Origin of the sequence: Pseudomonas sp. 7-41, assembly GCF_021233075.1 — a bacterium.
GTDB classification, from domain to species: domain Bacteria; phylum Pseudomonadota; class Gammaproteobacteria; order Pseudomonadales; family Pseudomonadaceae; genus Aquipseudomonas; species Aquipseudomonas veronii.
The window spans coordinates 5,897,207-5,921,012 of the sequence record NZ_CP089551.1 but is presented as its reverse complement, the minus strand read 5'-3'; the positions used below and the strand labels follow the sequence as shown (position 1 = coordinate 5,921,012).

Annotated in this window: 16 protein-coding genes and 1 other RNA gene; 6 read left to right on the top strand and 11 right to left on the bottom strand. The window is 56.5% G+C overall.

What is annotated here, in order from left to right:
* Positions 1-766 precede the first annotated feature (766 nt).
* The 6 genes from LQ249_RS26925 to LQ249_RS26900 are packed head-to-tail and all read left to right on the top strand — an operon-like array spanning position 767 to position 11,757.
* Positions 767-3,244 carry an HsdM family class I SAM-dependent methyltransferase gene (locus LQ249_RS26925; RefSeq protein WP_232566016.1) on the top strand — a complete coding sequence of 826 codons (2,478 nt, stop codon included), beginning with the start codon at positions 767-769 and terminating at the stop codon, positions 3,242-3,244.
* Positions 3,235-4,497 carry a restriction endonuclease subunit S gene (locus LQ249_RS26920; RefSeq protein ID WP_232566015.1) on the top strand — a complete coding sequence of 421 codons (1,263 nt, stop codon included), beginning with the start codon at positions 3,235-3,237 and terminating at the stop codon, positions 4,495-4,497. The genes LQ249_RS26925 and LQ249_RS26920 overlap by 10 nt, the downstream gene beginning before the upstream one ends.
* A gap of 11 nt (positions 4,498-4,508) precedes the next feature.
* The gene (locus tag LQ249_RS26915) at positions 4,509-5,903 is read left to right on the top strand and encodes a DUF262 domain-containing protein (RefSeq protein ID WP_232566014.1); all 1,395 of its coding nucleotides are present in this window, start codon (positions 4,509-4,511) and stop codon (positions 5,901-5,903) included.
* On the top strand, positions 5,896-7,869 hold the full coding sequence (locus LQ249_RS26910; protein WP_232566013.1) for a DUF262 domain-containing protein: 1,974 nt from the start codon (positions 5,896-5,898) through the stop codon (positions 7,867-7,869). The genes LQ249_RS26915 and LQ249_RS26910 overlap by 8 nt, the downstream gene beginning before the upstream one ends.
* Before the next feature lie 19 nt (positions 7,870-7,888).
* Positions 7,889-11,041: a type I restriction endonuclease subunit R gene (locus LQ249_RS26905; protein WP_232566012.1), complete on the top strand. Its 3,153-nt coding sequence runs from the start codon at positions 7,889-7,891 to the stop codon at positions 11,039-11,041.
* Positions 11,041-11,757: a M48 family metallopeptidase gene (locus tag LQ249_RS26900; RefSeq protein WP_232566011.1), complete on the top strand. Its 717-nt coding sequence runs from the start codon at positions 11,041-11,043 to the stop codon at positions 11,755-11,757. The genes LQ249_RS26905 and LQ249_RS26900 overlap by 1 nt, the downstream gene beginning before the upstream one ends.
* A gap of 57 nt (positions 11,758-11,814) precedes the next feature.
* Here LQ249_RS26900 and LQ249_RS26895 read toward each other — a convergent pair whose 3' ends face one another.
* From LQ249_RS26895 to LQ249_RS26845, 11 genes are all read right to left on the bottom strand, one after another.
* Positions 11,815-12,090, bottom strand: a complete 276-nt coding sequence (locus tag LQ249_RS26895) for a hypothetical protein (RefSeq protein WP_232566010.1) — start codon at positions 12,088-12,090, stop codon at positions 11,815-11,817.
* Complete coding sequence (locus LQ249_RS26890) at positions 12,087-13,067, bottom strand: integrase domain-containing protein (protein WP_232566009.1); 981 nt, start codon at positions 13,065-13,067, stop codon at positions 12,087-12,089. Before LQ249_RS26890 ends, LQ249_RS26895 begins: the two co-directional genes overlap by 4 nt.
* Positions 13,045-13,404 carry a hypothetical protein gene (locus LQ249_RS26885; RefSeq protein ID WP_232566008.1) on the bottom strand — a complete coding sequence of 120 codons (360 nt, stop codon included), beginning with the start codon at positions 13,402-13,404 and terminating at the stop codon, positions 13,045-13,047. The genes LQ249_RS26890 and LQ249_RS26885 overlap by 23 nt, the downstream gene beginning before the upstream one ends.
* Complete coding sequence (locus LQ249_RS26880; RefSeq protein WP_232566007.1) at positions 13,388-14,755, bottom strand: YfjI family protein; 1,368 nt, start codon at positions 14,753-14,755, stop codon at positions 13,388-13,390. Before LQ249_RS26880 ends, LQ249_RS26885 begins: the two co-directional genes overlap by 17 nt.
* A 906-nt stretch (positions 14,756-15,661) precedes the next feature.
* Positions 15,662-16,918 (bottom strand): integrase domain-containing protein, encoded by a 1,257-nt coding sequence (locus LQ249_RS26875; protein WP_232566006.1) that lies wholly within the window; start codon positions 16,916-16,918, stop codon positions 15,662-15,664.
* 186 nt (positions 16,919-17,104) lie between these two features.
* Positions 17,105-17,498: a transfer-messenger RNA gene (ssrA, locus tag LQ249_RS26870) on the bottom strand.
* 101 nt (positions 17,499-17,599) lie between these two features.
* Entirely contained in the window at positions 17,600-17,884 is a 285-nt protein-coding gene (locus LQ249_RS26865; protein ID WP_017847396.1) for a hypothetical protein, read from the bottom strand.
* Positions 17,885-18,021: 137 nt separating this feature from the next.
* Positions 18,022-20,832 carry an FAD-binding and (Fe-S)-binding domain-containing protein gene (locus LQ249_RS26860; RefSeq protein WP_046382032.1) on the bottom strand — a complete coding sequence of 937 codons (2,811 nt, stop codon included), beginning with the start codon at positions 20,830-20,832 and terminating at the stop codon, positions 18,022-18,024.
* Positions 20,829-21,500, bottom strand: a complete 672-nt coding sequence (locus LQ249_RS26855) for a LutC/YkgG family protein (protein WP_057005461.1) — start codon at positions 21,498-21,500, stop codon at positions 20,829-20,831. The genes LQ249_RS26860 and LQ249_RS26855 overlap by 4 nt, the downstream gene beginning before the upstream one ends.
* The gene (locus LQ249_RS26850) at positions 21,500-22,951 is read right to left on the bottom strand and encodes a LutB/LldF family L-lactate oxidation iron-sulfur protein (RefSeq protein ID WP_017847399.1); all 1,452 of its coding nucleotides are present in this window, start codon (positions 22,949-22,951) and stop codon (positions 21,500-21,502) included. Before LQ249_RS26850 ends, LQ249_RS26855 begins: the two co-directional genes overlap by 1 nt.
* Positions 22,948-23,772 (bottom strand): (Fe-S)-binding protein, encoded by an 825-nt coding sequence (locus LQ249_RS26845; protein WP_046382035.1) that lies wholly within the window; start codon positions 23,770-23,772, stop codon positions 22,948-22,950. Before LQ249_RS26845 ends, LQ249_RS26850 begins: the two co-directional genes overlap by 4 nt.
* Positions 23,773-23,806: the final 34 nt, after the last annotated feature.

The window sequence follows — 23,806 nt, the reverse complement described above, 5'->3', positions numbered from 1 at the left end:
ACATGGAAGATTCTGGCCCTGGGCTAATGGTCGCCAAATCACCCGCGCGCTGCGTCTTGGCGCAGAGATAGTCCGTGTCTTTCGGTTTCACCGCTTTGAGCTGGCGGTCAGAGAGGCGGGGGCTTGGGCGCACATGAGGTGTTCCATGGCGTTAATTGGTGTTCCAAAAATGACCACTGGTACTATTTGGAGTACCCGGTAATGTGGGGTGGGTCGGATGTCTAGGGGTACTGATGGCCTATAGGGATTTGATTTTGTTGGGTTTTAAGGTGCAAAAAAGACGTCTGTGGACGTCTTTAGTTGATCAAAAGGTGGGCCGGGGTAAGTTGAATTGGCTTAGCAAATTATTGATTTGTGGCGTTAATCGCGATTTTTATATTTTGCTGGAATACCAATTGGAATACTTCACTTGACCACCGGTACCTCCAATACAATTCGGCCAGCCACGCTTTGCACATCGTTGCCGGTGGCGATGGGGCAGAAGTCGACTGTGGGTTACCCGACCGTGCGTGATGTTGATACCCGCATTTTGCGGCTGTGAAATTATCTAGCGACTTGCTCGCTGATAGAGCACAGCTGAGCTGTGAACAATTCACCAGCCCGATAATCTCGAAATGGATAGGTTCACTGCTCAGCCGCAGGTAACATTCCCTCCTCATTTCATACGATCGTCGAGCCTCTGTATTGCGCCAACGCCTTGGGCATTTCCCCGGGCAGCAACGAGTGCTGCATGTCCACGTATTCTTCACCTCAGCTAGGATTGCCGATGGCCATCAAGAAATCCGATCTTTACTCCTCCCTCTGGGCCTCGTGTGACGAGTTGCGCGGTGGGATGGATGCCAGCCAGTACAAGGACTACGTCCTGTTCATGCTGTTCATCAAGTACATCTCCGACAAATACTGCAACTCCGATGACTTCGCATCACCGGTGACCATCCCGGCTGGTGCCAGTTTCAAGGACATGGTTGCTCTCAAGGGCAACGCCGATATCGGCAACAAGATCAACACACAGATCATTCAACCGCTGATTGACGCCAACGCCCGGCTTGCCCGCAGTGACTTTCCCGACTTCAACGACCCGAATAAGCTCGGCGAGGGGAAGGACATGGTGGAAAAACTCACTAATCTAGTGTCCATTTTCCAGAAGCCCGAGCTGGACTTTTCGCAGAATCGTGCCGACAACGACGACATTCTCGGCGATGCCTATGAATACCTGATGCGTCACTTCGCCACCGAAAGCGGCAAGAGTAAGGGACAGTTTTATACGCCGTCTGAGGTCAGCCGCATCATCGCGAAGGTCATCGGGATAAGCCCGACCAATGCCGTAGCCAAGACTACTGTATATGACCCTACCTGCGGTTCAGGCTCGCTGTTGCTGAAAGTGGCCGACCAAGCGGGTACGCACATCACCCTGGAAGGGCAGGAGATGGACGTGACCACCGCCGGTCTCGCCCGTATGAACATGATTCTGCATGACTTTCCGACCGCCAACATTCTGCAGGGCAACACGCTGTCCACGCCGAAGTTCAAGGATGGCGAGCAGCTGCGTACCTATGACTATGTAGTGGCCAATCCGCCGTTCTCGGTCAAGTCCTGGAGCGTAGGCCTGACACCCGCTAAAGATCCGTACCAGCGTTTTGCCTGGGGCGAGCCGCCGGCCAAACAGGGCGACTATGCCTTCTTGCTGCACATCATCCGTTCGATGAAACGTACCGGTAAAGGCGCCTGCATTCTGCCCCACGGCGTACTGTTTCGCGGTAATGCCGAGGCGGTGATCCGTGAGCAACTGGTGCGATCCGGCTACCTCAAAGCCATTATCGGCCTGCCGGCCAACCTGTTTTTCGGCACAGGCATCCCCGCCTGCATTCTGGTATTGGACAAGGAAAACGCCAGCGCCCGCAAAGGCATTTTCATGATCGATGCCGCCAAAGGCTTTATCAAAGACGGGCCGAAGAACCGTCTGCGCGATCAGGATGTGCACAAGATTGTCGATACCTTCCTCCGACTGGATGAAAGCGACTCGCGCTACGCGCGCATGGTGACCTTCGACGAAATCAGCGATCCGAAGAACGACTTCAACCTGAACCTGCCGCGCTACATCGACAGTACCGAGCCTGAGGACATTCAGGACATCGACGGTCACTTGCGCGGTGGCATTCCCGAGCGTGATATCGATGCCTTTGACCGCTACTGGCAGGTGATGCCAGCGCTACGCGCGGCGTTGTTCAAACCGGCCCGCCATCCCGGTTACTTTGAGCTGGTCAGCCCTGAGGTGAAATCGGTCATTTTCGGCCATCCGCAGTTCAATGCCTTCAAAGCGGGTATCGATAAGCTGTTCAACCAATGGCTGGTGGACAGCACCCCTCAGTTGAAAAGCTTTGCAGTCAACAGCCACCCTAAAGAGCTGATTGCCACACTGTCCGAAGACCTGCTCAGTGTCTTCGCCAAAGCGCCGTTGCTTGACCATTACGACATCTATCAGCACCTGATGGACTACTGGGCCGAGACCCTGCAGGACGACTGCTACCTGATCAGCGCCGACGGCTGGAAAGCCGCCGCTAAAGCGCGCGAAATCTTCAAGGTAAAGGATAAGAACAACAAGTTGGGTTGGGCTGAGAAGCATGACTACTGCCTGGGCAAGCGCCGCTTCAAGTCCGACCTGATTCCGGTCGAGATTCTGATTGGCCGCTATTTCATGGCCGAGCGCAACGCCATTGAAGACCTTGAAACCCGGCTTGCCAGCGTCGAGCAGGGCTTGAGTGAAATGCTTGAAGAGCACTGCGGGGAGGATGGCTCGCTTAGTGAAGTGGTCGAAGGCGAGGGCGACAAGCAGAAGGTCACCGCCAAAGCGATCAAGACACGTCAACGCGAGATTGGCCTGGATCCGGATTATGAGGATGAACTCAAGGTATTGGCCGAATACGATGCATTGATCGATCAGCAAAGTAGCCTCAAGGCCAAGCTCAAAAAGGCAGAGGAAGACCTCGAGAACAAGATCCACGCGAAATACCCGCTGCTTGGCGAGGACGAGATCAAAAGCCTGGTGGTGGATGATAAATGGTTGGCTACCTTGGCCGCTGCTGTGCAGGGCGAACTCGACCGAGTCTCTCAGACTCTGACCGGACGCATCCGCGAGTTGAGTGAGCGCTACGCCACCCCGTTGCCACAACTCACCGATGAAGTAACAACCCTTGCCAGTCGTGTGGCAGAGCATTTGAAAAAAATGGGGGCGGTATGGCAGTGAAGCCGGGGTTCAAACAGACAGAGGTTGGGGTTATTCCGGAGGATTGGGAGGTTAAGTCGTTAGGCGAGCTTGGAAGCGTCGTCCGCGGGGGCTCGCCACGTCCTGCTGGAGATTCACGATATTTCGGCGGAAATTTTATTCCATGGCTCACCGTTGCCTCCATGACTAACATCGCCGAGCATCAACTCAACGTTACTGAAACGGCGGGGTTTCTGACAGAAGAAGGCTCGAAGCGCAGTCGTACTTTAGCTCACGGAACGCTGATTATTGCAAACAGTGGGGCGACCCTTGGTGTTGCCAAAATCCTTGGTATGGATTGCTGCGCTAATGACGGTATTGCCGCGCTTGTAAACCAGCGAACTGGGGACAAGGAATATATTTCTCACTACATAAATACATGTACAAAGAATCTGAGGGAGGTCGTCGCTACGGGCAACGGCCAGCCAAATCTCAATACAGCTTTGATTCGTGAAATATCGATACCTTTTCCGCCGATGCCCGAACAGCGTGCCATTGCAACGGCGTTGAGTGATGTGGATGCGCTGTTGGGGGCGCTGGAGCGGCTGATCGCCAAGAAGCGCGACCTCAAACAGGCCACAATGCAACAACTCCTAACCGGAAAAGTCAGGCTACCTGGCTTTCACGGTAAGTGGGATTTTAAGGCTCTTGGTGAGCTTGGCTTCATATTCGGAGGGTTGACGGGCAAGACCAAGGCGGACTTCGGTGAAGGTTCAGGTCAGTACATCACCTTTATGAATGTGATGAGCAATGTGGTCATTAACTGCGATGCATTCGAGCGTGTGAAAGTCTCGCCAACTGAATCGCAAAACCGCGTTATGAAAGGTGATTTGTTGTTCAACGGTTCATCAGAGACGCCAGAAGAGGTCGCCTTGTGTTCCATATTAGCCGAGGACGTTTCCAACCTTTTCTTGAACAGTTTTTGTTTTGGCTTCCGTTTTCGCGAAGCAGTGGAAGCGGATGGTTTGTTCTTAGCCTATTACTTCAGAAGTAAATCGGGCCGCGAAATGATGAAGTCACTGGCTCAAGGCTCGACTCGCTACAACCTGTCAAAGGTGGCGATGCTAAAGTTACTGCTTCTTTTGCCCCGCATGCCTGAACAGAAGGCTATCGCCGCCGTGTTGGCCGACATGGACGCCGAGCTGGCTGCGCTGGAACAACGCCTAGACAAAACCCGCACCCTCAAGCAAGGCATGATGCAAGAGCTGCTAACCGGAAAAACCCGACTGCTATGACAAACCTGAGCATGGACGCGACTCAAATACAACAGGCTACTGAACTATCCAGCAAGATCATCAGCGTTTACGAACTGCTCATGGATTCTGCGCTGGATATCCCCCAGTACCAACGCCCTTACAAGTGGACCGGCAAGAACATCAATCAACTGTTCTCCGATATCGCCATCCATAAGGACAAGTCCGCCTACCGCTTGGGCACCATCGTGTTTCACCAGGAAGGTTGGATCAGGAACATCGTCGATGGCCAGCAGCGCACTATCAGCCTGCTGCTGGCGGTCCGAGCGTTGATCCAGCGGAACAAAGAAGAAAAACTCAAACGCAAAGACTTGCAGGATCGCTTGCTTAATCTTGAACAAGCGATGGTGAACCCAACCTTTACCAGCGAGATATCGCAGAAGAACATCCATAGCAATTACCTTGAGGTGGCTCGCATCGTTTCCCGTGCGGACTTCACCGAGGCGCATATCGACTTCTTCCTGACCAAGTGTCAGGTCGTGGCGGTGGCCTTGAACGATGTGTCGGAAGCTTTTCAGTTCTTCGATTCGCAGAATGCGCGTGGCCGGGATCTGGAGCCTCATGACTTGCTCAAGGCGTACCATCTGCGTGAGTTTAGCCCGCGTGACGAGCCATTGAAGGCGGCCGCAGTGGCGCATTGGGAAAACAGTGACACTGAGGCGTTGGCCACACTGTTCTCGCAATACCTGTACCGCATCCGTAATTGGTCGAAAGGGGGGTCGGCGCGTTACTTCAGCAAGGATGACAGTGACTTATTCAAGGGCGTGAATATCGATACGGTGGCCAGCTACCCCTATATGGAGCAGCTGCGTATCGCCCACCATTTTGTCGATAACTACAACGGGCAATACGAGCGCAGGATCGATTCGCGCGAGCGTGGTTTTCCCTTCCATCTGGATCAGATCATCATCAATGGCCGGCGCTTTTTTGAGCTGATTAGCCACTATCAGGTCAAAGTGACGCGGATCAGCGCCGAGTCCTGGAGTGGGCATGAACTGGTTGGCCCTGAAGGACTCGATGGCTATGCGCAAACCATCTTGAAAACCCTCAATAGCTACTCGGCAAGAACTCGCACCGGCGATTGTTATGTGCGGGCGATGTTCGATTGCCTGTTGATCTATTACATCGACAAGTTCGGTCACGCGGATATTTCCCGCGCCATCGAGAAGATTTTCATATGGGCCTACAGCCTGCGCCTGAAGATGCAGGTGGTACAGCTGGCCAGCATGGATAACCACGTGTTGGAGAACAATCTGTTCCGGTTGATCAAGGACGCTACACGTCCTGCTGACTTTATTAACTGCACCCTGCTGGTATTGAGCGGCCAGAAGTCAACCAAAACCGTTGAGATCGAAGCTCTGTTCAAGGCGATGAAATATTATGAGTAGCGAAATCAGTCAGCTCTCCATCAAGGCGCTGCTCAGCGGTCGGGACGAGTACGTGATCCCGATGTATCAGCGCAATTACGCCTGGGAGGAGGGCGAAATCACGCAGCTGATTCAGGACGTGATCGATTACCTGCCGAAGAAGGACGATAAAGCGCGCAATTACTACATTGGCACCTTGGTGGTGTATGAGCGCCCGGACAGTAAAACTCCGGTATTTGAAACCATTGACGGTCAGCAACGCCTGACGACCCTGTCGTTGCTGACGTCGTATCTGAAAAACACAAAGGCTGTCGAGCTTGCCTGGTATTCAAACCTGAGTATCCACTTCGATAGCCGCGAGCATTCGCGCGCAACCTTTGCCGCCATCTTCGAGAAGAAGTTCAACGACGACCCCGCAGAGGTTTTGACTAAGACGCAGATCAATACCGGCATCCTCAATGGCTACCGCCTTATCCAGAAAGTCTTGCCCCTGAAGCTGAAAGAAAACGGAGTTTCACCTCAGCAATTTGCCGATTACTTGTTTGGCTACGTGCAAATCATGCGGGTGAAGGTACCGACGGATACGGACCTGAACCATTACTTCGAGATCATGAATAACCGCGGCGAGCAGCTGGAAAAACACGAGGTGCTCAAGGCGCGGATGATGAAGGAGTTGCAGGGCTGCGAGCAGAGTCAAAACTGCCTGCATGCAGTATGGGAAGCCTGCGCGAACATGGAGCGTTATGTGCAAATGGGCTTCACGCCTGGCCAACGTGGCAGCATTTTTGGCGAAGGGGACTGGGGACAGTTTCAAATCGCTGACTTCGATTCGCTTCGGGCTGCACTGCACAAAACTCAGGAGGTGACTGCTCGGCAGGACACTCGCATGACTCTTGATCAGATCATTGCCAAGGTCCCGGTCGCTGCGAAGCAGGGTGAGTCAGGTGAGGAGGCGCCAGATCGCTTCAACACGGTGATTAATTTTCCCAACTTTCTGTTGCATGTACTGCATGTCGATACGCGAGCGGACATCCCATTGGATGACAAACGCTTGCTCGATACCTTTGAGGCTCATGTGCTCAAGCAGCCAGACCCTGTTGCGGCAGTGAAGCGTTTTACTTTTAGCCTGCTGCGCTGCAAGTATCTGTTTGACCAATATGTAATCAAGCGCGAGTTCATCAAGGGCTCGGATGGTTGGAGTCTTAAACGCCTCAAGTGGAACAAAGGCGGCGATCATAGCAGCGCTGGTCGCGGGAGTTATGTGAACACCTTCGGCGAAGAGGACGGCAATGAAGGCATCAACCGCCGCGTCCTGATGTTGCTGTCAGCGTTTCATGTTTCTACGCCAACGCTGGTTTACAAGCACTGGCTGAACGCGGCGCTGTTTCACCTGTTTTATGTTGAACAGATTGAGGCTCAGGTTTATCTGCAGCATATGGAGTCGATCGCCAAGGCGTTTGTCTTTGATCGCTTTCTGGCTCCAGACGCAGGTCTGGATTACTTTGCAATGATCTATACCAACCGGGGCGTCTTTCAGACACGCCGCGAAAGCATTGCGGCAGACAAAGTTGAGTCCAAATTGACGTTCGGCAACATTGAAAACAATCTGGTGTTCAACTTTCTGGACTACCTGCTTTGGCTTGAACATAGGGCAGAAGAGTCGGTTAAATCCTACAAATTCACCTTCCGTAGTTCGGTTGAACATTACTATCCTCAGCATCCGCTAGACGGACAAGTTCAGCTCGATACTGACACGCTTAATTCGTTCGGCAATCTATGCCTGATCAGCCACGGCAAGAATTCTCGCTTGAGCAATTTCATGCCTGCGGCGAAGAAAGAGTTTTATAAGAACAACACCATCGATAGCGTTAAACAGTATCTGATGATGGAAACAGAATCTTGGGGTGCCGACGCCATACGCGCCCATTCCGAACAAATGAATAACGTGTTGCTCAACAGTCTCGTCAGCAAACACATAACCGAATAAACCCTGCAGGATGCACCTGATGATTCAACAACCTCGCTCCGAACGTCGCACCCAGAATCGCACTGTGGCCTTGTTTACGGACACGTCGCGGCCTGATTGTCTTGGCTACAACTACCTGGGTGAGTGGAGCAAGCGTGGGCAAAATCGCAACGTCGAAGTCGAGCTGTTGCGGGCAAACCTGAAGCAGCGGGGCTACTCCGATGCGCAAATATCAGCAGCGTTGCAAAAGCTGATGGCTGCGGCTGATTCCACCGGTATCACGCTGTATCAGGCTAATTTGCGTACCTACCAACTGCTGCGTTACGGCGTGCAAGTACAGGTAGCCGTTGGGCAGGCCCACGAAACGGTGCATCTGGTCGATTGGGAGCACCCTGAACGCAATGACTTCTCCATTGCCGAAGAAGTGACCTTGCGCGGTGGTCATGAGCGTCGCCCTGATTTGGTGATTTATCTGAACGGTATCGCCATCGGTGTGATTGAGCTCAAGCGTAGTTCGGTAGAGGTGGGCGATGGTATTAACCAACTGATCACCAACCAGGAGGAAATCTTCAACAAAGGTTTCTTCAGCACAGTGCAGATGGTCTTTGCTGGCAGTGACTCTCAGGGCTTGCGCTACGGGACGGCGACTACCCGCGCCGAGTTTTTTGTCGAGTGGAAGGCGTCTTCCCTGAACGCTGGGCCTGAGGAGTTGAATACCCTGGCGGAGATGCCTGCTCGCTACCAAGTGCTACCGGGCGCAGAGGTGCTACAGTCTGGTTACTTGCTGGACGACCCGCTGGCGCAGATGTGTGAGAAGTCTCGTTTACTCGATCTGATTCGCAACTTCATCATCTTCGATGCAGGTATCAAGAAGGTGCCGCGCCCTCATCAATACGCTGCAGTGAAGGCCGCACAGGAGCGGGTTCGGCGTAAAGAGGGCGGGGTTATCTGGCATACCCAGGGCAGTGGCAAGAGCATTCTGATGGTGCTGATCGCCAAATGGTTGCTGGAGCATGATCCTGAGGCGCGCATTCTGGTCATCACGGATCGCGATGAGCTGGACAAGCAAATATCCGGGGTGATGCGTAATGCCGGGGTCATCGGCAACGACTCGCCCTCACCACGCATTACCTCTCGCGCCGATCTTGTGCAGAAACTCTCGGCTGCCGCACCACGCCTGCTATGTGCCTTGCTACACAAGTTCGAGCCTGATTTGAGCGTACCGGCACCGTCCATGCATGGGCGTTTCTATGTATTCGTGGATGAATGTCACCGCACCCAAGGCGGTGACATGAACAAGCAAATGAAGCAGTGGCTGGCCACTGCCCTGTTTATTGGCTTTACCGGTACACCGTTGCTGCGTAAGGACAAGCAGACTACGCGCGATGTGTTCGGCACTTACATCCATACCTACAAATTCCATGAAGCCGTGGCGGATAAGGTCGTGTTGGACCTTAAGTATGAAGCGCGCGATGTGCCGCAGCGTTTGACTTCGCGGGACGGAATCGATGCATGGTTTGAACGAGCAACCAAAGCTCTGAATAATTACCAGAAATCGATCCTGCGCAAACGATGGGCCACCATGGAGTCGCTCATGAGTGCTGGTGAGCGTAAGCAGCGCATTGTCGCAAGCATCATTGAGGATTTTGGCTTAAAGCCACGACTGAACAATGACCGAGGGACGGCCATTCTGGTGGCCGCCAGCATCTACGATGCCTGTCACTACTTCCGGTTGTTTAAGAACACCTATTTCGGCACATATTGCGGCATCGTTACGTCCTATGAGCCGAACCACAACGCAATCTCCCGCGAGCCGGCGCAAAGCGATGAGCGTTACAAGTTCGATACTTACACGCAGTACGTGTTGAAGCCTGGCCAGACCACCACCGCTTATGAAGAAGAGACCAAGCGTCGCTTCATTGAAGAACCGGCCAACCTGAAGCTACTCATCGTGGTCAGCAAGCTGCTGACTGGCTTCGATGCACCTAGTTGCTCCTATATCTATCTGGATAACGAGCTGCGGGACCATAACTTGTTCCAGGCAATTTGCCGTACCAATCGGCTCGACGGTGATGACAAGGACTTTGGCTATATTGTCGACTTCAAAGAGCTGTTCGGCGACGTACAAGACGCCATTTCGGTGTACACCTCTGACGAGCTGGATGTCGACGCAGGCAGCGGGGGCAATAACAACGTTGAGCTGAAGAACTGGCTGGTCGAAGGGAAGAAGCAACTGGACGCTGCCCGCGAGGCATTGAGCTACTTGTGCGACCCCGTGGCACCACCGCGCGCGATTGAGCAGTTTATCTATTACTTCTGTGGTGCTGCCGCTAACGCCAATGGGCTGGATGAGACCGAAGCACTGCGGGTGTCCTTCTACAAGGCGGTGGCTTCATTTGTGCGGGCGTTTGCCGACTTGGCGCAGAACCTCACCGAAGCCGGTTACTCGGCTGCTGAAGCCGGCAGGCTTCAGACAGAAGTGCAGTTCTACGCTGACGTTCGTGAGGCGATAAAGAAACATTCCGGCGAAGAGCTGGATATCAAGCCTTTCGAAGCGGACATGCGGCATTTACTCAACACCTATATTCAGGCAGACCCTGCCGACCCGATGAGCACGGTCGATAATTTCTCGCTGGTTGAGTTGATTGTTCAGACTGGCGTTCATGATGCTATCGCCAAAAAGCTCAACGCAAAAGGCAACCTCTCCAAGGGGGCGATTGCCGAAGGTATTATCAACAACGTACGGAAGACCATCATTCGAGAGCAACTGACAGACCCGAAGTTCTACGAGGGTATGTCGCGGTTGCTTGAGGATCTGATCAAACAGAGTCGTGACGATGCAGCCGCTTATGAGGAGTTTTTGCGTAAGGCCGAGGCGCTGGTCAGACAGTTGGGGCAGAAAGGACCAGGTAACTCCCCGGCTGCACTTAACGGCCATCGGGAAGCGACTGTGCTTTTTAATAATCTGGACAGCATTGCAACGACCACCTTCCAGTGCCCGACAGATGAAGGGGCAAAGGTGAAGCTGGCTTTGGATATTGACCTGGCCATGCGCGGATCGGCCCCTTCATCCTGGCGAGGAGACTCTGCGCGGGAAGCGCAGGTTCTTAATGCGCTGTTTCCGCTGATGGGGCGTGACCGTGTAGCGACTTCGGCAATATTCGAGATCATCAAGAACCAACAGGGATATTGATGAACGAGATTATTGAACTGGGTGACATTTCAATTTCGGTAACCAGGAAAGACATCAAGAATGTCCACCTGAGCGTGCACCCGCCCGAGGGGCGGGTAACGTTAGCTGCCCCAACGAACACGCGGCTTGAAGTTGCTCGGGCTTATGCTATTTCCAGGCTGGGCTGGATTCGCGAGCAACAGAGCAAACTGGAAGCGCAGGCGCGTGAAGCGCCGCGTCAGTTTGTGGAAAGAGAAAGCCACTATGTCTGGGGTCGACGCTACCTGATGGTGGTTAACAACCGGGACGCCAAACCATCAGTGGTGCTCGACCACAAACGCATCACCTTAACTGTTCGCCCAGGCAGCGATGCACAAAAACGCGCAGAAGTGATGCATGAATGGCAGAAGCTGCAAATGCACGCCGTTGTGCCTGTATTGATCAGGAAGTGGGAGTGCAAGCTGAAGGTGAAGGTGGCGGGTTATTACCTGCAGCGGATGAAAACCAAGTGGGGCAGCTGTAACCATCAAGCAGGTAACATTCGACTGAACACCGAGCTGGTGAAGAAGCCAAAAGACCTGCTTGAGTACGTGGTCGTCCACGAGATGGTTCACCTGCTCGAACCCACCCACAACGATCGCTTTATCTCTATCCTAGGGGAGCATTTTCCAACGTGGCGTGAGGCCCGTGCCGAGCTAAATGAGCTGCCGTTGGCTGCTGAGGTTTGGAAAGAGTGAGGTTGCACTAGCCGGTTGTAAGTGCGACTGGTGGGCTAGGCTAGGACTCGTCGAATATCACATCAGCAGCTCTCGAACTCTCCCTAATCGCTTCCAGAGCAATAGAGCTGTGAGTCGATAGTAATACCGGGTGGCGTCGGTATGGTCTTTCAGGTGATGAGTGAGAAACCAGCGCAAATGCTTGAGCTGCCAGGTCCAAGGATTATCTCGCTGCCATCGCTGTTGAATGGCAGCTTGCATGATTCGGGCTTGTCGTAGATGTCGTTGCTGGGTGGCCTTGGAGCCAGTCAGTACGCCGCTCAGGAACAGCGCCATATCGAAGGGCTTGGTCACGCTCGACCTCCAATGTAGGCCGAAACCACATCGATCCGGTTATGTCCAATCTCAAGGCTGATCTGTTGGCGCGCCAGTTGATCAAGGTCGCGGTCAATGCGATAGCAGTGGCCACGATTTACCGGGGCGGCATGGCCCGTGAGCTGCTCGTAACGCTCGCAAGCGTAGGCCGCTCGCAGTTCATGAAAACCCTTCAGTCCTTGCTCATGCAGCGTTTCACGTGCGATGCGCACGGTCTTTTGCAGGAACGCGGCGTAGCTTTCGCCTTGGGCCAGCAAATTGCGGCAGTGGGGTGGCGAAGCGTGACGAGCCATCTGCAAGGCTGCCTTAACCTCGTTATTTGCGATGATCCAGCGCGGTGCTGAAGCGCCAGCCCGGCCGCCTTTGGTCCCATCCTGAATATTGATGCGGCCTAAGTGTTTAGCCTCACGTTGCAAACGTGGCAGGTCAGCCAAGATCGTTTCGCGCAAGCGCATGCCGATTGCCCGGGCCAAGCAGACAATCGCAGCGACGCGGTAGTGTTGCTGTTCGCGAAGAGCTCCAATCACTCGACTCAGTTGCTGGTGGTCTTGGCCATCCGGTGCTCGGGTGCGTACGCTTGATCGCTGCATACCGAGTGCCTTGCTGGGGCTGGCGATTTTCACGTACTGATCACCGCGTAGCGCTGCGAGGGTGCGGTTGACGCTACTTAGGCGGTTCTGCGCGGTGGCGATGCAGATTTCACCTTGTTGGATTTGTTGACGTAGGTGTGTGGCGTAGCAGTGCAAGGTACTGCGATCTATTTGGCGGGCATCGTTGTAACCGGGACCATCTGTTGACCGACACCACTTCACAAACGCTTGCCAGCGATCACTGTGTGCTTTGACCGTAGCGAAGTGGCCGCCGGCAAACATATCGTTCAACGCTTGTGGGCCGGCATAGCTGAGCTGACGGCCGTAGCCAAAGTTGCGCCCGTCACGCCGGCCGACCAATGCCATCGGCTTCACCGTTTTCCATGTCTTGCAAAAAGCGCAGCACCGCTTTCCAGTGGGCGCTGATCTTGTCCGTCTGATGCCAATGTGTGGGACGAATAATCAGGGCATTTTGCTGATGCCGCAGCATTGCTCCCTCTTCGCGCAGTTGGTGGATCAGTTGGCCGATGTCTACAGGCCCTAAGGCGGGTGTGGCGACAAGGGCGACAGTGGCGACAACCCTTGTAGTTGCTGGTCTGAAGCATGGCGACAAGGCGGCGACGGAAGTGGCGACACTCCGCAACGCAGGTCGGGTCTGATGCTGCGCCTGGTAACGGCGCACCGCGTCATTGAGGCGGAACATGGCGCACCTCGAAGGTCTTTCCGTCAGGAGAGTCCAGCCAGCTATGTGAGATCAATTCGACCAGCAGCGTAATTGCGTGATGACTGCTCTTGCGGGCAAAGCGGGGGCCATTGCGATTGAGGTCGCGGACGGTAAATTGGGTCCAGCCTTTTTGCGTCAGCCAGCGCAGCAGTCGATCCGCCTCCTCGCGTAATGTGTTGATGGGCTCTTGCTCCGTCAGGCGCTGGATTTCGGCCAGGTAGTAATCCATTAGCGTCGAGGCGCGCTGGATATGGGGTTCGTCCACTACATGCGCGTCTTCAATCACCGCCAATACCCCGGCGATACGCAGTAAGTTGGCGGCTGCTTTCCCCGCGACGGATTGAACGCCGGACAGCTCGCCAAACTCACCAGATTGGCATTCAATGGTGTCGTGAATATCGATCCAGGCAGTGCGCGCGCTGGGTGTCAGTTCCAGCCTGTCAGGGTTAAGTGAGCCGTCGTTGTGTAGCGACATCGGCTTATCCAACAGAGCGGTGATGCGCGCTTGATAGCGCTGGATCTTGGCATCTCGCGTCAGGTCGACGGCCTTGTACAAGCGCCGCCCCACCAGGCGTTCCGGCCAACTGATCAGGCAGCGCCCAAGAATGCCTTGGCCGTTGATCATTCGATCTGTGAGTAGCTGGTTGGCCAGGTAAGGTTGCAGCATCAGATGCAGACTGAGACGGCGATCATACGCTCGTAGACTTTCGCCAGGCATGGAGCGCACCCGGTCGATGGGGCTGCCATCCCAGAGCGCTGACAGGGTGGTGATGGCCTTGAGTTGGTTCTCTTTGCTCATCGTGCTGCTGCCCAAAAACTGGCCGCCCTCATCGTTGAATAACCCCATGCTGGGCAAGCCCTGGCATAGGTTTTTGATCAGCGCCTCAATGGTGGGCTCGGCGATGATCAACCTAGGCGGCACGGGGTCGGATAACTCACGAGCGTCGTGCTTTCCTCGAATGGCGGCGCGATTGGCTTTCAGTTGCTCCAAGTACAGCATCCACTGCCGTCGCTCCCACTCACGCGCAGCCGCCAGCGCAAGATGATCCACTGCGCTTTTCCGATCACCCGACGATGCCACCGTAAGCATGTATAGGGACAACGGATAAACACGGCCATCGAGATGCACATTGGCGTGCGACTGGGCCACTAGGGCGGCAGTGGCCAACACCGATTGCGCAGCCATGGCGCAGGGCACGCCGATCACCTCGGCCATGCGTTCGACGGCTGGCCCTAAGATCTGTCCCAACTCTTCGACTGGATACGCAAGCGGCTCGGGCCGGTATTCCAGCAGCGGCTGTGGCAGGTCGAACACTTCGCACAATTGCATCGTCATTCTCCTGGTGCTTCGAATTTCCCCCTCACTCTCCCCGCCACGGTTGTTGAGTGTTATCAGGGATCAAGGCCCCTGCAGCCTGTGAGGGTTGTCCACTTACGCGGGACGGGCGGCTCTTTACAACCGGGAGCTTGGGCATCTCATGATCTGGCCTCCTGAACACCGATAGCGGTGGGCGGGTGGAGGCTGCGTTGGCTGACGAGACCAGCGCCGCGAGATCCTGAGTCTGTTGCAGGCAGTGATGCGATGACCGGGGCGTGCCTGACTGTCAGTCAGGTGCAGTCCATTCCGTGGACTGCGGCACCATCATCTGCATTGCTGCTGCGGGTGACATCGGGGTTTGTCACGCCGATTGTCACAGGCACAAATGCTGCAATGTGTTGCCCGGCAAGGGCTGCGGCAGTGATTTCGGCGCCCGTCTCTTTCCTGGAGAAAGAGACGGGCGTGGGCTGCCGCATTTGCACTGTGGATAAGTTGGCTTCGATCACGTTGGGCGTGACTGCGCACCTAATTGGAAGCGAGCGCGCATGGGCTGGGACCACCACTCTAGGGCGTAGCCTTAAAGGTCCCTGGCTACCTGGGCAATGCTGTCGATGACAGCGCTATACGGCTTTGGTGTAACGCGTGCTCGGAGGGTGGTCAACTGGGGGGGCGGTGGGCTTTTTAGGCGTTGGACGTGAGTGGAAGAAGGTGGCCTTGAATGGGCGATTGGCCGTTCGTCGGTTTTTAAAGTGAGCCCCTGAGGGCAGGAAGGCGAAGCCTTCCTGCCCTCAGGGGCTGGGCCTTAAAAGCTTATGGGCGATGCAGATGGTGGCGACTGTCGCCACGTTGTCGCCATACGAAGGACCGCTAAATACGTGGGATGTCGCCAGTGTCGCCGCTATCGCCATCAAGAACTAATTAACGAAACGGGATGACGTTCCCGTTTTTGTTTTCATGAATGGCCGTCACCGACAAATTGCCGGTGGCAGCTTTTTGAATGTACTCGCTCCACCAAGTCATCATCGGGCGTCTTCGCTCAATGTAGTCAGCTCGGTTGTACGCGCTTCGGACTTCGTCTTTATCAACGTGGGCGAGTGCGACTTCAATCAACTCAGGGTCCCATCCATGTTCGTTGAGGATGGTGCTGGCCATTGATCGCAGGCCGTGGCTGACCAACCGATCTTGGAAGCCCATACGCTTTAATGCCATGTTTGCGGTCTGGCTGTTTGCGTGGGTACGCGGATTTCGGTCGGCCGGAAATACGTGTTCCCGGTGGCCGCTGTAGGGCTTGAGTGTCTCCAGCAGCGCGAGCGTCTGGTCGCTTAGGGGGATGGGGTGCACACGGCGTTTTTTCATGCGCTCCTTTGGGATGGTCCAGATGCGTTTCTCGAAATCAATTTCTGCCCAGGCCGTTCCAGCAGCCTCGGCAGGGCGGGTCATGGTGTGCAGTTGCCATTCGATGAGGCAGCGGGTGATGCGTTTAATGCTGGCGTTGGCAATTGCCACCATGAGGTCGGGTAGTTCTTCGGGGGGAAGTGCCGGCATGTTTTCTTTTTGCGGCTTTTTGAAGGCTGCGCGAATGCCGCTGAGCGGGTTCGCGAAGATCAGTCCGCAGTTGACGCCGTAGGCCATGATTTCGTTGAGACGTTGGGAAAGTCGCTTGACCGTCTCCAGGCTGCCTTTGGCCTCGATCGGGCGTAGGAGCTTGATGATCATGGGAGCGGTGATGTTTGCAAGGGGTGTGGCTTTGAGGCTAGGGAAAACATGCAGCGTGAGTGAGCGCCAGATGTCTTCGGCGTAGGCCGTTGTGACGGAGTGTTTTTTCAGTTCGAACCAGGCGGTGGCCACCTTCTCGAATGTGTGTTCGGTCTTCGCCAGCTTGGCTTGTCTGAGCTCATCGCGGTGAGCCTTGGGATCAATGCCTAGCGCCAGTAGTTCACGTGCTTCTTGAGCTTTCTTTCTGGCGTTCGCCAACGAGAGAGCCGGGTAAGGGCCCAGCGCCATATTGAGGCGGTTTTTGGTTACCGGCTCGCGGTAGTTGAAATTCCATATCATCGAGCCACTGGCTCTGACTCTGAGTTGAAGGCCGTCGCCGTCAGTGAGAACGAAGTCTTTTCCTGTTGCCTTGACTGCCTTGAGTTGGCGGTCTGAGAGGCGGGTTGCATTAGTAGGCATGAGAGCTACCTCCGACACCGTTTTGGTATCCCCAAAATAACACCGGTGGGTCCGGGATACCAAATGGGATACCAAAACGCCTGGAACTCTAAATGCATCTGCGGAAGCCAATGGCCCTGAAGCCCGTGATTTCACTGGATTTCAGGCACAAAAAAAGACGTCCGTGGACGTCTTTAGATGATGAAGTGGTGGAGCCGGGGGGATTTGAACCCCCGTCCGCCAGTACTCCGCTGTCGGTACTACATGCGTAGCCGTGTCTATTAAGTTAACCCTCAGCGACCCGACGGGCAGGGTGCTTTGGGCGAGTTGTGTAAGTTTTAGCCGCTTCGTCCACAACGTACTGCACGGCGATTCTGTTCTATATGACAATCATTTTGGGTTTACAGACATCCCCTGATGATTGCTGGACCCGAAGGTACCAGGAGGGAAGGGCTAAGGCTGCTTACGCAGCGAGAGCGTATTCCCCGTAGGTTTCGTCATTGGCAACTATAGAAAGTTGCAACAGTGGATTTACGAGTTCTGTTACCAACTCGGCATGCACCTAAAGTTTCGCGACCGGCGTCGAATCCTAAACGGCCCCGTGCTTGTAACTCGTTGTTTCTTAGTGAGTGACAAGCCTGTGCAGTGTACGCCAAACGGTCACAGAAGGCCAACCCGAAGGTTGGCCATGAGCGTCGGGTGTTACTGATTGGCGCCTTTGTCGCTGTTCTGTAGGTCTTGCAGGGCTTTGGACGTGATCTCTATGCACCTCTTGTCATCACCTGCTGCTTGGGCGGCTTTGGCTTGAGACACGGCGGTGTCGATTTCGCCGCTTTTGCCAGTGGTGTCGGTGGCGAGCAGGGCTTTGCCGTTGTTGATTTTGTCGAGATTAATCTGACAAAGCTGGTCGGTTTTTCCGGCGGCAAACGCCGGTGAGGCCAGCATCGCAGCGGCAATGAACACGCCAGCAAGAGCGGAATGCTTCATAAGGGTATCTCCTTGCGAAAAAGGGCTCGACGTTGCTGGCGTTCAAGGGCTGCCAGCGACATCACTGATGAGCCTCGATCGCCGAGGCCTATGCAGATGACTACGTCGCCGCGCAGGGGTTCTGTTTTTGTGCCGGATTAGTGCGCCCTCGGTCGGGTTACGCGGTCCACGAGGTAGACCAGCCCGTGGTAATCGATGCCGCCATGCTGGCTCAGGCCGATCTCGCAGGTGCGGCTGGTGGAGATGCCTTCGCTGCAATATTGCACGGCGTCTTTCAGCGAGCGCAGGGAGTGGGCGTTGAGTTCCGGGGTGGTGAAGCCTTTGTCGCCGGCAAAACCACAGCAGTGGATGCCTTCCGGGATCACCACGGTTTTCGCGCAGCGGCGGGCCAGGTCGATCAGGGCCTGGCTTTCCCCGAGGTGCTGGGTGCTGCAAGTGACGTGTACGGCGATCGGTGCTTCCTGCGGTATGAAGTCGAGGCGGTCCATCAGGTGCGTTCGGATAAATCGTACCGGGTCGTACAGGTCCAGGCGTGTTTCGCCCAGGTCTTGCACCAGGCGCAGGGTGCAGGGGCTGGTGTCGCAGTAGATCGGGTCGAGGCCGCCGCGGCTGGCGTGGAGCAACGCGCCGATCAGTTCCTGGCGTTTGTGTTCGGCCTGTTCGGCATAGCCCTTGGAGGCGAAAGGCTGGCCGCAGCACAGGTTGTCCTGGTTGTCGGGGAAGACGACTTGGTAGCCGGCTTTTTCCAGCAGGCCGCGGGTTTTGTCGTACAGCGACGTTTGCTCTTTATCGCCAGCCGCCGGGCCCATGGCGCGTGAGACGCATGCCGCGAGGTAGACCACGCGTGGCCGCTCATCGGTCACCGCCGGACTGAAGCGAATGGCTTTTTCCGGTTGCGGCATGGCGTTGGTCCATTGTGGGATTTGTCCCTTGGACAACTTGCTCACTGTGGCCGACAACTTGGCCAGGCGCGGCGCGCCCAACAGCATGCGTGCGCCGTTGGCGACGTGCAGGGTAAAGCGCGCGCCTTGCAGCGCGGTGGCGAAGTGGGTGGCCAACCATTCGGCAGTTTTCGTATGGTCGGCGTCGCGGGCCCGGAGTTTTTTCACCAAGTCGCCGGTGTTGATTCCCACAGGGCAGCGCTGGGCGCATAACCCGGTGGCGGCGCAGGTGTCGATGCCCTGGTAGTGGTAGGCCGTTTCCAGTTCAGTGGTGTCGATGCCGGCGCGTTTCTTCGCCTGGATATCGCGCCAGATCACGATGCGCTGGCGCGGGCTCAAGGTCAGGCCTTTCGACGGGCATACCGGCTCGCAGAAACCGCACTCGATACACTTATCCACAAGCTCGTCGGCGGCAGGCAGCGGCTTGAGGTGTTTAAGGTGGATCTGCGGATCTTCGCTGAGCACCACGTCCGGGTTGAGAATACCGTTGGGGTCGAGCAGGCGCTTGAGTTGCCACATCAGTTGATAGGCGTCGCTGCCCCATTCCAGCTCGACGAACGGCGCCATGTTGCGGCCGGTGCCATGCTCGGCTTTCAGTGAGCCGCCAAACTCTACGGCCACCAGTTGGGCGACGTCGTCCATGAACGCTTGGTAGCGTGCGACTTCTTCGCTGCTGTTGAAGCCTTGGGTGAACACAAAGTGCAGATTGCCTTCCAGAGCGTGTCCGAAAAGGATGGCTTCGTCGTAGTGGTGTTTGTCGAACAGCTCGATCAAACGGTTAACGCCGATGGCCAACTGCTCGACCGGGAACGTCACGTCTTCGATGATCACCGTAGTGCCGGTTTTGCGCACGGCGCCGACGGCGGGGAAGGTGTCTTTGCGGATCGCCCACAGGCGGGCGTTTTCCACCGGGTCTTCGGTGAAGTCGACCTGTTTTTCCACCGGGAACGCCGCCAGGGACGCCATGATCAGCGCCAGTTGCTCCTGGAGCAAAGAGGGCGATGCCGCACGGGATTCGATCAACAGTGCGCAGGCATTTTCCGATAGATGTTGTACGAAGGCGGGCATGCCGGGTTTGTCCTGCACCGAACGCATGCTGCGTCGGTCGAGCAGCTCAACCGCTGAGACCGGTTGGGTTTTCAGGACGGTCACCGCATTGCAGCAGGTCTCGACATCGGGGAATACGATCAGCGCCGAGGCTTTGTTCGGGTGGTCGATGACGGTGTCGTAAGTCACTGCGCTGATAAAGCCCAGGGTGCCTTCGGAGCCCACCAGCAGGTGGCTGAGGATATCCAGCGGCTCATCGAAATCCACCAGGGCGTTGAGTGACAGGCCGGTGGTATTTTTCAGACGGTATTTGTGGCGGATTTTGGCGGCCAGTTCAGCGTTTGCCCGCGTCTCCCGCCCGAGTGTGGCCAGGCGTTCAAGCAGCGCGCCGTGCTGCTGACGAAATGCTGCGACGCTGGCGGCATCTTCGGTGTCCAGGCGGCTGCCGTCGGCCAGCACCAGGCGAATCCCGGCCAGGGTGTGGTAGGTGTTTTGCGCCGTACCGCAGCACATGCCGCTGGCATTGTTGGCGACGATGCCGCCGATTTTGCAGGCGTTGATCGACGCCGGATCCGGCCCGATCTTGCGCCCGAATGGCGCCAGCCAGGCGTTGGCCTGGGCGCCGATCACGCCGGGTTGCAGGCGGATCTGCGTGCCTTGCCCACGAATTTCGCGGCCGTTCCAGTTGTCCCCCAGTACGATCAGCACCGAATCGCTGATGGCCTGCCCGGACAAGCTGGTGCCCGCTGCGCGGAAGGTCACCGGAACATGATCGCGCTGGGCCAGTTTCAGCAGCGCCACGACTTCGTCTTCCGACTCGACGCGAATCACCAGCTGTGGGATCAGTCGGTAAAAGCTGGCGTCTGTGCCAAATGCCAAGGTGGAAAGTGGGTCGTCGAAGCGACGAATTTTCGGGATCAGCTGTGCGACGTCAGCAAGGAAAGCGGCAGGCAGACTCATTGGTCCTCCAGGATCAGCACCACCAGGTCCTTCGGACCGTGGGCGCCATAAGCCAGAACTTGTTCGATGTCAGCGGTCTTCGACGGGCCGGACACCAGCAGGGCATTGGTGGGCATGCCTTGGGCCCAGGCGAATTGCTGCTGGACCTGATAAAAGTTGTCGTAAATCTCGCTGGCCTTGAGCAGTGCAAAGTGTACCGGCGGCACCAGGCTCATCAGTCGCGGTTCTTCCCGCGTGGGCCACAGAATCAGGCTACCGGTGGCGGCGATGGCGCCGAGGGTCGTGGTCAGGCTGGCCGGTGTGTCATTAAACAGCTCGGCTTTCCATTCTTCCACAGGGCGGTCGTAGGCTTTGAGCTGCGGCAATTGCGGATGGTTCGACCAGTGCTCGGTGATGCGCCGCCCATGCTCGGTTGTCGGCGCGATGAGCAGGCTGGGCAGCTCGCGTTTTTGCAGCAGCTGCGCGAGTAAAGCTGGCCATTCGGCGCCGCGGGTCAGGTGGATCTCGGTATGCACCGCCTCCATCAGCTTGCGCAATTGTGCGATGCGCTGCTCTGGCGGGTAGGTGTAGATCTGTGTGACCAGGGCCTCATCGAAGTTGTCGGGCACTGGTGTTGTGCCCGTCAGGCTGTGGCGCAATTTGCCGAGGATATTTTGCTTGGCGCTCATCAACGCGCTCCCTGTTTGGCCAAATGCTCGCGTGCCAGGTCATGCAGCGAACGGGCGGCGGGTTTAGGCGCGCTATGGTTTTGCGTCCATGGCCCGACGTTGTTCGGTACGAGGGCGCGCAGGCGCGTGGCGGCGAATGTGAACAGGCGGTACAGCGTCGGTGAGCTGTGGAGCTTGGCCCAGGCGTTCCAGATGAACCGCTCCTGGCGCGAATACTTGCTGCCTTGGCCGCGCATCACGGGGTGTGGGCTATCCGGCGCTTTTACGTTCTCTTCCCGCAGACGGCGTAGCAAGGCCGGGATCGGAATTTTTACCGGACACACTTCTCCACAAGCACCGCACAACGAAGACGCACTGGGATGGTCCGGTACTTTTGCCAGGCCGACCATATGCGGTGTGATGATTTTTCCGATAGGGCCGGGGTAGACCTCGCCGTAGGTGTGGCCACCGATTCGGGTATACACCGGGCAATGATTCATACAGGCGCCGCAGCGAATGCAGTTGAGCGTCTGACGCAATTCGCTGTCGGCAAACGCCTGGCTGCGTCCGTTGTCCAGCAGCACCAGGTGGACTTCTTCGGGGCCGTCGAGCTCATCGGCCTTGCGCGGGCCGGAGATCATATTGACGTAGGTGGTGATCGGCTGGCCGAGCGCGGAGCGGGTCAGCAGCGACAGTAACGGCACCACGTCGCGCAGGTTTTCCACGACCTTCTCGATGCCGGTCACGGCGATATGCACGGGTGGCACCGTGGTCGACATACGCCCGTTGCCTTCGTTTTCCACCAGCAGCAGCGTGCCGGTTTCGGCCACGGCGAAGTTGACGCCGGAGACGCCGATATCCGCTTCGAAGAACTTTTCCCGCAGCACGCGGCGACCAATCTGAATCAACTGGTCGACATCCTTGGTGTACTCCACGCCGAGTTTTTCGTGGAACAGCGACGCGACCTGGCTGGCGTTCTTGTGGATCGCCGGCATGATGATGTGGGACGGCTTCTCATGGTCGAGTTGAACAATAAACTCACCCATATCCGACTCAAGGCATTCGATGCCTTGGGCGGCGAGTACGTGGTTCATCTCCATCTCTTCGCTGACCATGGATTTGCCTTTGATCACCTGCGTGGCTTCGCGCCGGCGGATGATCGACAGCACGATCGCATTGGCCTCTTCAACCGTTTCTGCCCAATGCACGGTCACGCCGTTTCGGGTCAGGTTGGCTTCCAGTTGTTCGAGCAGGTCGGGCAGCTTCGACAGGGCGCGGGCGCGCACCGCGTTACCGAGGGCGCGCAGGTGTTCGCGTTCGTGGGCGTCGCTGAAAGACGCCGCCCGTTTGCTCATCAGGGAATCCATGGCATTGCGAAAGTTGTTTCGCAGTTGCGCGTCGCCCAGTGCCTGGTGGGCGCGGGTGCGGAAGTCTTCCGACACCTCGACGGTGGGAATCAGCGCGGCGTTCATCGTTCACCCCCGGTGCGTTGCCAGAGAAAGCTGGCCAGGTGTTGCCCGCGTAAGGCCGCCTGTTGTTTCTCCAGAGCGCCATTGATGTTCATCAGGCAACCGCAATCAGCACTCAGTACTTGATGGGCGCCGGAGTCCTGCAAGGCTCGGGTCTTGTCGGCCACCATTGCGCCGGAAATGTCTGGCATACGCACGCTGAACGTCCCACCAAAGCCACAGCATTCGCTTTCGTGGCTGTGGTCGACGCGTTCGACATTGCGCAATTGGGCAAGCAGTTCGCGGCCGTGAAGGTGGGTGTTCATTTCCCGACGCGCGGAGCACGACGTGTGCAGGGCGACCTTGACCGGCGCCCCGCTGTCGTTGAGTTGCACCTTGCACACGAACAACAGGAACTCCGCCAACTCATAAGTCCGGGCCGCGAGGGCCTGCACTTGTTTGAGGGTGTCGGGTTCGTCCTTGAAGAGGTCGGCGTAGTGCTCACGTAACATGCCGGCACAGGAGCCGGATGGCACCACCACCGGGTAGTCGCCGGCGAACAGCGCCAGTTGCGCGCGTGCCACTTGTCGGGCCTGGTCGGTATAGCCCGAGGTGTAGGCCGGTTGCCCGCAGCAGCTTTGCCCTTGGGGATAATCCACGCAGATCCCTTCGCGTTCCAGCAGGTGGATCGCGTCCATGCCGGCTTCGGGATAAAACAGATCGACCACGCAGGTGCCGAACAGGTAGACCTTCTGCGGTTTTTCGTGGGGGTATTCGCGTGGCTCGGCCAGAGGCGGCGCGACACGGGTGGCATTCGGCACGGCGTTGTAAAAAAGCTCGCTCATCAGGCGCGTTCTCCGGGTGGTCCCGGTTGTCCGT